This window comes from Streptomyces griseobrunneus (assembly GCF_046713465.1).
GTDB classification, from domain to species: domain Bacteria; phylum Actinomycetota; class Actinomycetes; order Streptomycetales; family Streptomycetaceae; genus Streptomyces; species Streptomyces microflavus.
Genome location: NZ_CP177080.1, coordinates 8,043,332 through 8,057,589 on the forward strand (window position 1 = coordinate 8,043,332; position 14,258 = coordinate 8,057,589).

Annotated in this window: 12 protein-coding genes and 1 pseudogene; 6 read left to right on the top strand and 7 right to left on the bottom strand. The window is 69.6% G+C overall.

What is annotated here, in order from left to right; translation table 11 throughout:
* Positions 1–29: 29 nt before the first annotated feature.
* Positions 30–617: a transposase gene (locus ACK8N7_RS36475; protein WP_500445388.1), complete on the top strand. Its 588-nt coding sequence runs from the start codon at positions 30–32 to the stop codon at positions 615–617.
* Positions 618–624: 7 nt separating this feature from the next.
* Here ACK8N7_RS36475 and ACK8N7_RS36480 read toward each other — a convergent pair whose 3' ends face one another.
* The 3 genes and pseudogenes from ACK8N7_RS36480 to ACK8N7_RS36490 form a co-directional block, all read right to left on the bottom strand.
* Entirely contained in the window at positions 625–990 is a 366-nt protein-coding gene (locus ACK8N7_RS36480) for a hypothetical protein (RefSeq protein ID WP_500445390.1), read from the bottom strand.
* A 175-nt stretch (positions 991–1,165) separates the two neighbouring features.
* A complete protein-coding gene (locus tag ACK8N7_RS36485) occupies positions 1,166–1,915 on the bottom strand; it encodes a transposase family protein (RefSeq protein ID WP_500445392.1) in 750 nt (249 codons plus the stop codon).
* An 88-nt stretch (positions 1,916–2,003) separates the two neighbouring features.
* Positions 2,004–2,585: pseudogene (locus ACK8N7_RS36490) on the bottom strand (transposase); the annotation flags it as partial.
* A gap of 379 nt (positions 2,586–2,964) precedes the next feature.
* Here ACK8N7_RS36490 and uppS point away from each other — a divergent pair.
* The 3 genes from uppS to ACK8N7_RS36505 all read left to right on the top strand — a co-directional run bounded on the left by uppS (position 2,965) and on the right by ACK8N7_RS36505 (position 6,709).
* A complete protein-coding gene (gene uppS / locus ACK8N7_RS36495) occupies positions 2,965–3,684 on the top strand; it encodes a polyprenyl diphosphate synthase (protein ID WP_500445937.1) in 720 nt (239 codons plus the stop codon).
* Positions 3,681–5,150, top strand: coding sequence for an oxygenase MpaB family protein (locus ACK8N7_RS36500; protein ID WP_500445394.1), 1,470 nt, complete (start codon positions 3,681–3,683; stop codon positions 5,148–5,150). Before uppS ends, ACK8N7_RS36500 begins: the two co-directional genes overlap by 4 nt.
* A 137-nt stretch (positions 5,151–5,287) precedes the next feature.
* Positions 5,288–6,709 carry an NF041680 family putative transposase gene (locus tag ACK8N7_RS36505; protein ID WP_500445396.1) on the top strand — a complete coding sequence of 474 codons (1,422 nt, stop codon included), beginning with the start codon at positions 5,288–5,290 and terminating at the stop codon, positions 6,707–6,709.
* A gap of 65 nt (positions 6,710–6,774) precedes the next feature.
* Here ACK8N7_RS36505 and ACK8N7_RS36510 read toward each other — a convergent pair whose 3' ends face one another.
* Both ACK8N7_RS36510 and ACK8N7_RS36515 read right to left on the bottom strand, forming a co-directional pair.
* Positions 6,775–7,614 carry an IS5 family transposase gene (locus ACK8N7_RS36510; RefSeq protein WP_500445398.1) on the bottom strand — a complete coding sequence of 280 codons (840 nt, stop codon included), beginning with the start codon at positions 7,612–7,614 and terminating at the stop codon, positions 6,775–6,777.
* Positions 7,615–7,699: 85 nt separating this feature from the next.
* Positions 7,700–8,833, bottom strand: a complete 1,134-nt coding sequence (locus ACK8N7_RS36515; RefSeq protein WP_500445400.1) for a TnsB C-terminal domain-containing protein — start codon at positions 8,831–8,833, stop codon at positions 7,700–7,702.
* A gap of 316 nt (positions 8,834–9,149) precedes the next feature.
* Between ACK8N7_RS36515 and ACK8N7_RS36520 the strand changes: the two genes are divergently transcribed.
* Entirely contained in the window at positions 9,150–12,056 is a 2,907-nt protein-coding gene (locus tag ACK8N7_RS36520) for an SCO1167/SCO6262 family helicase (RefSeq protein ID WP_500445938.1), read from the top strand.
* On the top strand, positions 12,053–13,450 hold the full coding sequence (locus ACK8N7_RS36525; RefSeq protein WP_500445402.1) for an SWIM zinc finger family protein: 1,398 nt from the start codon (positions 12,053–12,055) through the stop codon (positions 13,448–13,450). Before ACK8N7_RS36520 ends, ACK8N7_RS36525 begins: the two co-directional genes overlap by 4 nt.
* Here ACK8N7_RS36525 and ACK8N7_RS36530 read toward each other — a convergent pair.
* Positions 13,422–13,550: a helicase associated domain-containing protein gene (locus ACK8N7_RS36530; protein WP_500445404.1), complete on the bottom strand. Its 129-nt coding sequence runs from the start codon at positions 13,548–13,550 to the stop codon at positions 13,422–13,424. The two genes, ACK8N7_RS36525 and ACK8N7_RS36530, sit on opposite strands and share 29 nt — an antisense overlap.
* The gene (locus ACK8N7_RS36535) at positions 13,520–13,807 is read right to left on the bottom strand and encodes a hypothetical protein (protein WP_403218321.1); all 288 of its coding nucleotides are present in this window, start codon (positions 13,805–13,807) and stop codon (positions 13,520–13,522) included. The genes ACK8N7_RS36530 and ACK8N7_RS36535 overlap by 31 nt, the downstream gene beginning before the upstream one ends.
* Between the last annotated feature and the right edge of the window lie 451 nt (positions 13,808–14,258).

Consider the following 14,258-nt stretch of genomic DNA (forward strand, 5'->3'; position numbering starts at 1 on the left):
ATCTCACTGGCTACGCCAACAGTCCTGCCATGGTTGCCGCCCGCCGCGACTACGGGGTTGAGCTGCACAGCCCTCTCCAGGCGGTCAACAGCGTGCAGTCCTCGCGCGGTGATGGTGCTTACGGCCAGGATGCCTTCACCATCGACTGGGATAACGAGCGCGTGACCTGCCCGAATGGTCGCACCAGTAGATCGTGGGCCGTTCACAGCTCACAGCGGCGGATGCCTGTGCTCCGGGTCGGCTTCTCGGTCCTGGACTGCCGCCCCTGCCCGCACCGGCGTGACTGCCTGAGCACACCAACGACGCAGCGACGACAGATCACGCTGCGGCCCCGCGCAGAGTACGACGCCCTCCGGCAGACTCGTGTTCTCCAGCAGACCGACGAGTGGAAAGAGCGCTACAAGATCCGTGCCGGCGTCGAGGGCACCATCGCTCAAGGCGTCCAACGTTGCGGTATACGCAGGTCCCGCTATCGCGGCCTGACCAAGACCAGCCTCCAGCACCAACTCACCGGCGCTGCCATCAACCTCGCCCGCATCGACGCCTGGCTCTCCGGTACCGGCCATGCCCGCACGCGCGTCTCACACTTTGCGGCTCTTCAGCAGAGCGAGGGCTGAGCAGTGCTCACGGATTGATGGCCCCAAAACCCCTTACAACTTTGCCGATGTCGGATGGCCAATTGGGCCTGTATCGGGCAACGAAGTCGGCGAAGTCCTCGCACAGGTACTCCGGGTCAGAGGGCTTCAGCCGTATCTGCTGGTGACCGCTGTGCACCCACCAGACCTCGAAATCGGTCACTGTTCCCTCGACAGGCCAGTCCTCGCTTCGCCGACGAGGCAAGAGCACGACGTCGACGAATCCTCCGACACTGAGGCCAATGTCCACGAAGACACCGATCGCCCCCGGCCTGGGCACCCGGACGACAGTGCCCGTGAAGACCTGACCGAAGCGCAGCTCGCCTTGCACTCGCTCCCACTCTGCTTCCGTCACCACTTACGCATCCTCGCACCTCAGCCCCGGCATGGACAGGAGAGCCCGGTGCGAGCTTCAACTCACGCCGGGCTCAACATCTGAATTCGCCAACAGCGTCATACGAGGCGGGGCGCCGCTCCATAACCGCCCCGACCTGGGTGCCTGACGCCGCGGGAGTGGTCGTGCCCTAGCCCTAGCCTCCCACCACCACCGGGGGCCCTGGTGAGTTCCACTCACCACAGCGGCCGAGCCGTCTTCTCGACAGCCTGGCCGAGATCGGCCCACAGGTGGTAGCGGTCAGCGACCTGCTCGGCTTGCGGCGCCCCGACACGTGCACCTTCTGCGTAGCCGCTTCGGGATGGTCGCGGAGCCAGCCGGCCAGGTCTTCGCCTTTGCGCCCGTCGTAGATGTGCAGTGGACGGTGGGTGGCCATGTCGATCAGTACCGTGCCGTAGTGGCGGCCCTTGCGGAAAGCGAAGTCGTCGACGCCGAGGACCTCCACTTGGCCGACCTCCGGCTCGGGCAGGGCCCTGACCAGCCGCAGTAGTGTGCACTTGCCAACCGTGATGCCGACTTCGGAGGCCAAGCGGACTCCTGCCCGGCCGGCCAGGGCCAGCCCGATCTGCGTCAGCACCCCACTCAACTGCGGGGTCTGCCGGCTATGCGGGGTCGTCAGTCCCACGATCTGTTCAGCGAACGTCACCGCCGGGCAGGCAGGGTTCTCGCAGCGGAAGCGGCGTATGCATAACTCGATCACGACACCGAGTCCGCCCACGGCGACGTCACGGAGCTTGCGTACATATCGTCCGTGCACCCGTGCCGAGATCCGGCCGCACTGGCAGGCCGCGGTTGCGGCCCGCACCCGCGTCCGCAGCACCACCTTGTCCGGACGCCGCTCGACCTCCTCGATCAACAGGGCGGACAGATATGGGAACAGCTCCAAGAGAACATCACGAGAGCACGCGATGCATGATCGCGAGCATCCAGAACGGCTCGCTTACGCGTCCGGATCACAAGATCATCGACAGAACCCGGATCTTTACGTGGATGGCGTCGATGAAGACCACCGGGTAGACGGGCCGGTTCTGCCATTCGGCCATGCCTTCGAGGACCTTGTCGGTGATCGTGGAGATCGTCTGGCGCGACACGTCGGCGCCATAGACCTCGGCCAGGTGGGCCTGGACCTCGCCGGTGGTCAGGCCCTTCGCCGCGAGTGAGATGACCATCTCGTCGACGCCGGACAAACGCTTCTGGCGCTTCTTGACGATCTTCGGTTCGAAGGAGCCCTCGCGGTCGCGGGGCACGGTTATCTCCACTGGGCCCACGTCAGTCAGTACGGTCTTGGCGCGGGTGCCGTTGCGGGAGTTGCCGCCGTTCTTCCCCGCCGGATCGTGCTTGTCATAGCCGAGGTGGTCGGTGATCTCGCCCTCGAGGGCCGACTCCAGGAGCCGTTTGGTCAGCTGCTGGAGCAGCCCGCCCTCGCCGGTCAGCTGCAGGCCCTCCGCCTGAGCCCGGCCCACCAGCTCGTCGATCAGCCGGTCGTCCACAGACTTCGATGGCACCGTCTCAGACGGCTCGACGGGCTCGGCCTTGGTCACGTTGTTGCTGGTCATCGATGCATCTTCCATGATCGGGAGTTACACCGAACGTTTTACAGTCCCGTCGAGAACGAGACGGGTGGTTCGCGGTCAGCGGAGAAGCTACCGATGCCGGTACGCGGGAATCGGACATATGAGCCAAGGGCGACAGTCACCCGATTGGCCGGTCAGGATCCTTTCGCGCCGTCAGACTCTGGGAGGGAACGCGCCGGTGGGGCGTGGGTATGGGCGAGACGGGGTGGGCGTGACCGAGCGCGGTAGAGCCGACCGTGCCGTTCCGGGTGAGACGGGGCTGGGCGTGACGGACCACGGTGCCCCGCCCGCCCGCCCGGCCACGAAGGACCGGCCGGGCGGGCAACAGTACGGCGACGAGCTGCGGCAGGACGACAGGCCGGTGCGTGCGGTGCCGCGACACGTAGCCTGCGTGATGGACGGCAACGGCCGCTGGGCGCAGCGGCGTTCGCTTCCCCGGACAGCGGGCCACCGGGCTGCGGAGACGACCGTCATCGACATCATCGAGGCGGCCCGGGCCGCCGGTGTCGAGTGGCTCAGCCTGTACGCCTTCTCCACCGAGAACTGGAACCGCCCGGGCACAGAGGTCGACTATCTGATGCGCTTGGTCCGCCGGGTCGTGCGGAAGCATGCGCCGTTGCTGCTGGCCCGTGGCATCCGCTGTCGCTTCCTCGGGGTCGCCGACCCGCGTATCCCCCGTGAACTGGCCCGAGATTTCGACGATCTGGCTGCGCTGACCGCCGACAACCGCGGGATGACGCTGACCGTGGCCTTCGACCACGGCGGGCGCCGGGACATCGTGGAGGCCGCAAGATCGCTCATCCGCAGCAAGACGCCCGCTGATGAGGTGACCGAGCGGCTCTTCGCGGACCACCTGCCGTTCCCCGACACCCCCGACGTGGACCTCGTCATCCGCACCTCCGGCGAACAGCGCATCTCCAACTTCATGCTCTGGCAGGTTGCCTACGCCGAGTGGATCTTCCCCGAGGTGCTCTGGCCGGACTTCCGAGCCCCCGAGTTCCTCGCGTGCCTACATACCTACCGGCGTCGCGACCGCCGCTTCGGCGGCGTGCCGCCCCGGACGAACGGAGACCCATCATGACCGCCGAAACCACGGACACGGCCGACGAGGCAACCCTGTTCGGCCCGGAATCGCAGTTCAGCGCCTTCTTCGACGACCCGCGCTGGGCGCTGGCCATGATCCGCGCCACCGTGTTGGAGGCCGCTCACCCGCAGATCGGCGCTGCCCTCGTCGACAACTCCACCTTCGTCGCCCACCCCTGGCGTCGGCTGCGCAACACCTTCCTCAGCATGCGGCGCATGTTCGGCACCGACTTGGCGGAGCGCGAACGGGAAGCCGCCCGGCTCAACCGGCTGCACGCCCGCATGAGCGGCTCCGACTCCCGCGGCCGCGCCTACGACGCGATGGACCGCGCGACCCGGGCCTGGGTGGTCGCCACCCTCTTCGAGAGCGCCGTCACCATGTGCCGGCTGAGCGGCCAGCCGCTCGACCAGGACACGATGGAGCGGATGTACGCCGAATACCGCACGTTCCTCGCCGCGCTCGACGGCGACGCCGCAGAACTCCCCGAGGACCTGAACGACTTCTGGCGATACTTCGACCGGGTCGTCGAAAACGAGCTCGAGAACACCGAAGCGGCCCGCGTCATCCTCTACCGGCTCTTCGACCACCTGCCCGCCCCGGCACTGCTCGACGGCGCGCCGACGCTGTGGGCGGCCGGCCGGGCCGTCGCCGGCCCGCTCCTCGGCGCGATCACCGTCGCCTCACTCCCCGAGCCGTACCGGCGCAGGGCCGGGCTGCCGGAGATGCCCGGTGCCCAGACCCTCATGCAGGGCGCCTACCTCACCGCCGGACTCGCCCGCTTCCTACCCGAGGGCTGGATCAGCGCCGAAAGCATCATCGAAGTCCTCTCCCTCTCGTCTGGCAGCGACGACCCCCGCGCCCGCACCGTGGCCGCTCTGCGCGCCCGCATGAAGCGGGCGTCGGCCCTGCTCCGTCTCCTCACACCACTGGGCGGCGACGCCGGCCCCGGCCCGGACCCGGCGCCTTCCGCGGGCGCGGGAGAGGGTCGACGCTCGGCGGGAGAGTTCTTCCGCCAGGTGCTGGACCAGACGGGCGACGGCTACCTCGACTGGCCTGACCTCGCCGCCATGGCCCGCGAACTGTCCACCCGCCTCGACCTGGACGAGCCCGAGGAGACCCGGCTCTACGACGCCTTCGCCGCCTGGTGGCGCGAGCTCCAGGCTGCCCTCGACACGGACGGCGACGGCCGCGTCAGCGCCGACGAGTACGCCGCCGCCATCCCCTCCCTCGCCGGACCCGCGCTCATCCGCGTCGCGGAGGTGCTCTTCGACGCCACCGACAAGGACGGAAGCGGGAGCATCGATGCCGACGAGTACCGGACCCTCTTCCGCACCGCTTTCCACCGCGACATCACCGCCACCGACGGCGCCTACGGCCGGAGCACCTTCGTGGGTGACTTCCTCTCCTTCATGTCGGGCCGCCGCACGAGCACTCCGTACGACCCCCTTCTCGCCGACGCCTAAGCTTGACGTTTATCGTCCGTAGTCGAACGTGACCTCGAACTTGCCGACGTTTCAGCTGAGTAGCTGACGTGAGAGCGGCCTTCGTCTGATCCTGTGCTCCGTCACAGAGGCACTTGACCAGTACGAAGGCCGTAGCCATGAGTCTGCCGCAGCGGGATGCCCCGCGGGATGCGTTTGTCGACCTCGCTTCCTTCCGGACGGAGTTGTATGCGTGTCTGACCGGACGGCGCGACGCGTTGTTCGAGCTGAGTGACGCCTTGCTCTGCGCGGACGGCCCGGTGAGGACGCTGGTCGAGCTCTCGCTGACCCCTGAGTACCGGCGTGGGCATGGTGCGTTGTACGGCGGAGTGAATCGAGGGCACCTCGACGTGTCCCGGCTGCGTAGGGCGCTGGTGGGACTGCCGCTTCCACGGACGGCGGAGGGGCAGCTGGTCCTGGCGGTCGATGTGAGCAACTGGCTGCGGCCGGATGCGAATACCAGCCCGGACCGGCTGTTCTGTCACACGTATGGCCGTGGCAGGGGCTCGGCCCAGATGATCCCGGGGTGGCCCTACTCTTTCGTGGCCGCCCTGGAGCAGGGGCGGACGTCGTGGACTGCCATGCTGGACGTGGTCCGGCTGTGTCCGTGGGACGACGCGATCGCCGTCACCGCCGCCCAGATTCGGGAAGTGTTCCAGCGACTGTATGTAGCAGGCCAGTGGCAGATCGGAGATCCGCCCGTCCTGGTCGTCGCCGATGCCGGCTACGACGTGACCCGCCTGGCCTTCCTGTTGACGGACCTGCCCGTCGAGATGCTGGGTCGGATGCGTTCGGACCGCGTCCTGTACTTCCCACCCCCGCCGCAGCCGCCGGGCAAAGTCGGCCGCAAGCCCAAGCGCGGGGCGGAGTTCGCGTTCGAGGTTGCGGCAACTCAGCCGGCCCCGTCCGTCACCACGGCGACCGACACCACTCATTACGGGAAGGCCGTCGCCACAGCCTGGGACCGGCTGCACCCGCTACTGGTCCGGCGCTCGGCTTGGGCCGAATACCCCAAAGGAGAGCTACCGGTCATTGAAGGCACCGTCATCCGCCTTCAGGTCGACCACCTTCGTGGGGACCGCAGTCCCAGGCCAGTCTGGCTGTGGTGGTCGGGCACCGCTGCTACTGCCGGTGACGTGGACCGGCTCTGGCAGGCGTTTCTGCGCAGATTCGATCTTGAGCACACCTTCAGGATGCTGAAGCAGACAATGGGGTGGACCACTCCCAAACTCCGAGAGCCGGCCGCCGCCGACCGCTGGACCTGGCTCGTCATAGCTGCCCACGCCCAGCTCCGTCTTGCCCGGCCCCTCGCAGAGGATCTCCGCAATCCTTGGGAACGGCCCGCGCGTCAAGGGCGCCTCACACCCGCACGCGTCCGTCGAGGATTTCGCCGCCTCCACAGGAAGACCCCTCAGCCGACCGGCGCACCGAAATCCACCATTGCAGGCCCCGGTCGGCCAACCGGCACGAAGAACAGACATCGTGCACGTGTGCACCCCGTCGGGAAACGGGACAAACCAGACCCGCCGCTGTCGTCATAGTCAGCACGACTGGATAAACGTCAAGCTAAGAGGGCGTTTGATCTAGTCAGATTGCCCTTTATCTTCTAGTAAGTTCCTCGCCAGGTGGGTGTGGTCTCGTCCGTTATGCGCTTGGCGAGGTTGTCGATCGATGCGATGTGGATCATGGCTTCGGAGCTGGTGGTGAGGGTCTCGTAGTCGCGGGCGAGGCGGCGGTGCATCATGATCCAGCCGATGCTGCGCTCTACCACCCAGCGCCTTTTCACGACGTGGAAGCCGCGTTTCTCGGGATTATGGTTGACGACCTCGACGTCGATTCCGAGGGCGGCGCCGTGTTCGATTACGGCATTTTTGAAGCCGGTGTCGACCCAGCTTTTCGCGATGGTGGGGTACATCTCCTTGGCCTGGTCGAGGAGGCGTATTCCCATGGCGTTCTCGGAGAGGCCGGCGCCCGCGACGGTCACGGCGAGGATGAGTCCGATCGTGTCGGTGAGGATGCCTCGCTTCCGGCCGACGATCTTCTTCGCGGCGTCGATTCCCTGGCTGGCCAGGGGCACGTTGGTGGAGGTCTTGACGCTCTGTGTGTCGATCACCGAGGCGGTCGGTTCGGGCTTGCGGCCCTCCTTCACGCGGGCGAGCGCGGTCAGGTCGTAGTTGAGCTGGGTGAAGATTCCTTCGTCGCGCCAGGCGGTGTAGTAGAAGTAGACGGTGCCGTGGCCGGGGAAATCGTGTGGGAGGTATTTCCAGGGGATTCCGGTGCGGTTCAGGTAGAGGATCGCGTTGAACTCGTCGCGCAAATCGACCCGGGCCGGTTTTCCGGTGGGGCGGCGTTCGAGCCGGGCATTCCGCCAGGCCGTCAACGTCGGCTCGATCAGGGCCCATCGGGCGTCGGACAGGTCGCTGGGGTATGGCTTGCGCTCACTCACGGCACAGTGTGAGCATGGACATGCCGGAAGGCCCTGTTCCGCAGGAGAGTGGGAGGTTCTGGAGTATCTCTACGTCAGACGGGTTTCAGTGGTGATCGTGTAAGTGCGGCCGCCGTCCTCCAGCGCGAAGGTCGCCAGCTGCCCGGCGGGCACGCCGGTGAGCGGGGCCGCATCGGCCTGCCACGCCTGGAGCGGGGTCTTGCCGTTCAGGGCGGCGGGGCGGTGGCGGGTGTTCCACCAGGCCAACCAGTCCAGCAGCAGGCCCACGAACGCCTCGTAGACCAGCGGCGGGGCGTCCGGGTCCGCCGTCCGGGCCGCCGGTCAGGGTCTGGCGGTGGGTGTAGCGGGGGAGCGAGACGAAGAACATCTTCTCCACCGCGTCGTTGAGCGCCTCGATCGTGCCCTTCAGATGCGGGGTGTAGGCTGGCATGTCCCGCACGGGGACGGCGCACGCGCCCATCGCGGCGGTGACGGTGGCGCACAGGAACTCCTTGCCGCGGTCGACCCGGATCTGCCTCGGCAGCCCGCCGACCGGTCCGAACGGTTCGGTCCGGGTGATGGCGATCCGCAGGCAAGCCAGCACCGCGTCCCGGCTGGGCGCGTGGGCGGTGACCGCAACCCCGGTGACCACCTTGGTCGCGCAGTCGATGAACCAGGTCACCCACGGGGTGGCCAGCTCGCCCTCCACATCGACCTCGACGGGCACGTGCTTGTGGTCGCCCTCCCAGACCGCGTTACGGTGTGTCGGGGGCCGCTGGCCGAACACGTCGTGGGCGCGCCGCGCGGCTTCCCCACTCTTGAGCCCGGCCCGCTCGCCGCGGCTCAGGTCCCGCCGGACCGCCCGGTGCAGCGTCGACAACGACGGCACCGCCGCCCTTCCTGGATCCTTCCCCGCCCGGTCCACCAGCTCTGCGTGGACCCGTGAGGCGTTGCCGCCCCACAACGCCAGCAACCGCCGGATCTCGGCGGTGACGGCGAAGTGCGACGCTTCCACCCGGGCGAGCCGCTGATCTTTTCGGGCGGCGGCCAGCCAACGCCATACCGTCCGCTCCGACTTCCCCAACGCCTGGGCTACCAGCCGCACGTGCGCCGACGTCAACTCCCCCTGCTCCTCCAGGGCCACCAGCCGGGGCATCGCCGCCGCCCGCCCCGTCCCCGGTAGGAACACGGCCGCAGGGCCTTTGCCGGCGTCTTCGGCAAGCGGTCGTTCCATACGCATGCCCCTCTCCTCTCACCGCCGGCACAGGCGGCCTGCTTCGTCACCGAGGCCTCAGGTGTCCCAGGTATCCGGCACCCAGCTGACCGGTATCGGCATACGGCTGACGGCAGTTGTCACCACCCGCTACAAGGCCGCCGGCTCTGGCCGCCGCCCCGTCTGGCTCCCTGGCCGGGGATCGGGGTTGGGCGGCGGCCCGGCCCCGGTCTCGGCTACGCTCGGCGGGCGGCTGGTACCCGCCGTGCAATCGGATTGAAAGCAGCTCACCGCCGTGGCAACTGTCCCGCGTGTCACCGCCACCCCCGTCGACGTCACCCTCATTGACGAGGCATTCGGCGCCCCGCCGGCTGTCGTGGACCTGGCCCGGCTTGGGGAGCTGGCTGCCTGTGCCGCCGTTTTCCTGCCTGCTGACCCGCCCCGGCTTGGCCGGGTGGCCTTCTGGCGTAGCGACGGTCACGCTCCGCCTGTGGTGACCGGCCGGCTGACCGTGGTGAGGCCGCATGGCGTTTCTGTGCGGCGCCGTGATGTCGACGCCATGATGGTGCCAGTCTCCCAGGCCCTGCCTGCACTCGGCCGGATGCGCGGTGTGCCGGGTGCGGACCGGGCCGCCGCGTTCTGGGGCGCGGCGAGCGTGCTTGCTTTGCAGTTGGTCGCCCGTGGCAGGCTCTTGCCCGGTGTCAGCCCCGCAGGTTTCGATGCCTGGCGTATCGGGCCGTTCGACCAGCAGGACGTGGTGCGGGTGCGGGAGTTGGCTGCTGCGATGCCGCCCGAGGCCCGGGCGGTGCCGCTGGCCGGTCCGGCGCCGGTTCGCCTGCCCGAGGCCGAGCAACTGTTGCGGGCCTTCCTCGATGCGGTGGCCGATGCGTTGCCGCGTACGCCCGCCGCGCCGGCGGCCGCCGGCGCCACGGCCTGGACCGCTCAGGTGCCGCAGCCGGTGCCCCACCAGCGCGGCTGGGCGGCGGAGGTCGCCGCCGGGCTCGACGCCGGGGTGCGAGTCTCGCTGCGGCTGGAACTCCCCGGCCTGCCGGCCCGCGACCGCCACGACACCGGCGATCCCGACGACTGGGCCGACGCCTGGGAGGACGAAGACGAGGGAAGTCCCTTCCGCGCTGTCGTCCAGCTGCACAGTCTCGGCGATGCCACCGTGGTGGCCGACGCCGCGGACATCTGGTCGGGCCGGTCAGCGGCTGGCGCCGTTTTCGGTCCGCGTACGAAGATCGACACCTTGCTGACGCTGCGCCGGGGCACCAGGGCCTGGCCGCCGCTGGGCCGGCTGCTCACCGCGGTGGCTCCCGCCGAGCTGGAACTCTCCGACACCGAGGTGTCCGAGCTCCTCGGGGAAGCCGCCGCCCCTCTGGCCGCCGCGGGGATCCAGTTGCACTGGCCGAAGGAGCTGGCCCGCGAACTCCTCGCCCGCGCTGTCGTCGAGCCCGCAGACAAGGCCGGCTCCGACCTGCCGTCCATGCTAGGCGCCGACACTCTGCTCACCTTCCGCTGGCAGCTCACAGTCGGTGGCCGCGAGCTGGAAGCCGCCGAGCTCGACCGGCTCGCCGAGGCGCAGCGGCCCGTGGTGCGACTGCGCGACCAGTGGGTGCTGATCGACCCCGAAGTGCTGGCCCGGGCCAGGGACCGCAAGGACCGCCAGCTCACCCCCGTCCAGGCGCTGGGCGCGGTCCTGAGCGGCAGCGTGGAGGTCGGCGGGGAGCGGGTTGAGGTCACGGCCGGCGGCTGGCTGGCCGAACTGAAAGAACGGCTCGCGGACCCCGAGGCCACCGCCCGCCGGGCACCGCTCGCGCAGCCCGCCGCGCTGAAGGCGACCCTGCGGGACTACCAGCTGCGTGGTCTGGCCTGGCTGCACCAGATGACCTCGCTCGGACTCGGCGGCTGCCTCGCCGACGACATGGGCCTCGGCAAGACCATCACGTTGATCGCCCTGCACCTGCATCGGCAGAGCCTCCCGGGCCTGTCCGGGCCGACCCTGGTGGTCTGCCCGACCTCGCTGCTCGGCAACTGGAGCCGCGAGATCGAACGGTTCGCCCCGGGCACGCCCGTGCGCCGCTTCCATGGCCCGGCCCGCAGCCTGGACGACCTGGCGGCAGGCGAATTCGTCCTCACCACCTACGCCACGATGCGGCTGCACGCCGAGCAGCTGACCGCGGCGGGCGCCTGGGGCCTGCTGGTCGCGGACGAGGCCCAGCACGTGAAGAACCCCTTCTCCGCCACCGCCAAGGCTCTGCGCACCATCGGCACCCAGGCCAAGGTCGCCCTCACCGGCACACCGGTGGAGAACAACCTCTCCGAACTGTGGGCGCTGCTGGACTGGACCACCCCCGGCCTGCTGGGCCCGCTCAAGGTGTTCCGCGACCGCTACGCCCGGGATGTGGAGAGCGGACAGGACCCGCAGGCGGCTGAGCGGCTCGCCGCGTTGGTGCGGCCGTTCCTGCTGCGCCGCAAGAAGTCCGACCCGGGGATCGCTCCCGAGCTGCCGCCGAAGACCGAGACGGACCGGACGGTCGCCCTGACGAAGGAACAGATCGCACTCTACGAGGCGGTGGTCCGCGAGACCCTGGCCGAGATCGGGCGAAGCGCGGGCATCGCCCGGCGCGGCCTGGTGGTCAAGCTGCTGACCGCCCTGAAGCAGATCTGCAACCACCCCGCCCAGTACCTGAAGGAACAGGGCGGCACGATCGCGGGCCGGTCCGGAAAGATCGAACTCCTCGACGAACTCCTCGATACGATCCTCTCGGAGGACGGCGCGGTGCTGGTCTTCTCCCAGTACACCGCGATGGCCCGGCTGATCGAGGCGCACCTGACAGCACGCTCGGTGCCCGTCCAGTTCCTGCACGGCGGCACCCCGGTCAGCCGGCGCGAGGAGATGGTGCGGCGCTTCCAGGACGGCGAGGCCCCCGTCTTCCTCCTCTCGCTCAAAGCCGCGGGTACCGGCCTCAACCTGACCAGGGCCGGGCATGTCATCCACTTCGACCGCTGGTGGAACCCCGCCGTGGAGGACCAGGCCACCGACCGCGCCTACCGCATCGGACAGACCCAGCCGGTACAGGTGCACCGCATGATCGCGGAGGGCACGGTAGAGGACCGTATCGCCGAGATGCTCAAACGGAAGAAAGATCTCGCCGAGTCCGTACTCAGCGGCGGTGAAGCGGCCTTCACCGAGCTGACCGACGCCGAACTGGCCGACCTGGTCCGACTTCAGGTGAGCCCCCGATGAGCCGCAGCGTCGTGAAGAAGGCCGACGACGGCCGTACCCGGACCTTCCCGCCGCTGTCTCCGGCCCGGGGGCGGCGGTCCTTCGCCGAGTCCTGGTGGGGCAACGCGTGGGTGGAAACTCTGGAAGGCAAGCAGCGCCTGGCGACGGGGCGCCTCGCGAGGGGGCGGACCTACGCGCGCGGCGGCAACGTCGGTGAGATCACCGTCACCCCCGGCCGGGTGGCCGCCCGGGTCCAGGGCAGCCGACCCACGCCGTACCGAACCTCAATGGACATCCCCCAACTCAGCCCCCGCGACTGGGAGCTGCTGCTGGACACCGCCGCCGCCCAGGCCGGGCATATCGCGGCCCTGCTCGACCGGGACATGCCCACCACGCTGGTCGACGACGCCGCCCGAGCCGGTGTCCGACTGCTGCCCCGGCAAGGCGAACTGACCCCCAGCTGCTCCTGCCCCGACTGGGGCTACCCCTGTAAGCACGCCGCCGCAGTCTTTTACCAGGTGGCCCGCCTCCTCGACGAGGACCCGTTCGTTCTGCTTCTGCTGCGCGGGCGCGGCGAGCGCGAACTCATGGACGAGCTCCAGCGGCGCAACACCGTCCGGGCGGCGGCTGATGACGCCGCGCCGCAGGCACCCGCCCCGGCCGGACCGCTCGGTGTGTCCGCCCGCGACGTGTACGCCGCCGCCCGCGCAGGGATAGCGGCCCTCCCTGCCCCGCCGCCCGAGGCTGACCGCCCAGGGCAGGTGGCATCGTTCGCGACCGCGGGCGACCCCATACCCGGACTGGACCCGTCGGCCCTGGAGTTCCTGGCGGCCGACACGGCCGCCCGCGCGGCACGACTGCTTCACCAGGCCGCCCTGCCCCACGACGTCCCGCACCGGCCCACCGGCCCGGCCAGCCTCACCGCGGCCGAGGATCTCGTACGCCTCACCGCGGCCGAGGATCTCGTACGCCTCACCGCGGCCGAGGATCTCGTACGCCTCGCGGCGGCCGCACCCCCATCGGAAGTCTTCGCCCGGCTCTGCAGGCACGCAGGCCGCACCCCACAGGCGCTCACACGAACGGTACGGGCCTGGCAGCAGGGCGGCGCCGCAGCCCTGCCGGTCCTGGACGACGCGTGGGACCCGGACCCATCGCAACTCAACCTGGCCCGCGAGGCGATCAAGCAAGCATGGGAGGGCGAACAGCCCCCAGGACTGCGAACCACGCGCAACCGGCTGACAGTGATCGGACACGAGGTCCAGCTACGGCTGGGCACCGACGGACGCTGGTACCCGTACCGCAAGGAACAGGGCGGCTGGTGGCCGGCCGGTCCCCCAGACCGGGACGTGACAGCAGTACTGACCGGGCTGCTCGCCAGCCTGGATGTCACGCCCACTCCACGCCCAGCTCCGTGAGGGCGCCACGTTGGTCGGCGGTGAGTTTGCCACGGCGGCTTTTGGTGTTGGAGATCCACACGCCGAGCTTCACGACCACCGGCGTGGTCTCGCCCTCCACCGCGATCGCTTCTGCGTGGGCTCTGGGGACGCGCTGGTGGCCTTCGCGGGCGCATGTACGGCGTGAGGGCCGCCCACGCCCCGCTCGAAGGCTGCTGACGTCTTCCCGGCGCCCTTGCCCGCCGCTGCCGCGGCGACCCGCTGAGCGGGCTTCACGCCCAGCACGGAAAGCCGCTCCTGCTGTTCGGCGGACAGCTGCGCCCAGGAGTTCGTCTGCCGCTGCAGCCGCTTGCCCAAGTCGTCGCCCTCGAACAGCACGCCGGGCTGGATCGCGGGCAGCAGCCGTGGGCCTCGGTGTCGGCGAGGTCGGCGAGGTCGGCGAGGTCGGCGAGGAAGCGATAGTGGCGCTGCCAGTCGAGTGGCCACGGGCAGTGGGTCGGGCGGGTGCGGTTGCCCGGTGGGTACGACCCGGCTTCGCCCCTCGTGTGACCCGACTCCGGCCTCGTACGACCCGCTCCCGCTCTTCCGCCGCCCCTGGCCCCGCACGACCGGCCTCAGCCTGGTCCTGACCATGCTGGCCGGGACGGTGGTGCTGCGCGGTGCGTGGCGCGCTCGGGCGCCCTGCGTCTTCCGCGGGCCGCCGAACCCGCGCCGGACGTTCCCGTGCCGGGACCGCGGTCCTCGGCGCGGGCCAAGGCCGACCAGGAGCGGTCGGTGCGGCTGCTGAAGGCGATCGACGAAGCCGCCGACGACGGCCGGCCGGGGGACA

What these genes read in the sequence shown, in the direction of transcription:
- ACK8N7_RS36475 (WP_500445388.1), top strand. Translation starts at nt 30, where the DNA reads ATGGTTGCCGCCCGCCGCGACTACGGGGTTGAGCTGCACAGCCCTCTC.
- ACK8N7_RS36500 (WP_500445394.1), top strand. Translation starts at nt 3,681, where the DNA reads ATGACCGCCGAAACCACGGACACGGCCGACGAGGCAACCCTGTTCGGC.
- ACK8N7_RS36505 (WP_500445396.1), top strand. Translation starts at nt 5,288, where the DNA reads ATGAGTCTGCCGCAGCGGGATGCCCCGCGGGATGCGTTTGTCGACCTC.
- ACK8N7_RS36515 (WP_500445400.1), bottom strand. Translation starts at nt 8,833, where the DNA reads ATGCGTATGGAACGACCGCTTGCCGAAGACGCCGGCAAAGGCCCTGCG.
- ACK8N7_RS36525 (WP_500445402.1), top strand. Translation starts at nt 12,053, where the DNA reads ATGAGCCGCAGCGTCGTGAAGAAGGCCGACGACGGCCGTACCCGGACC.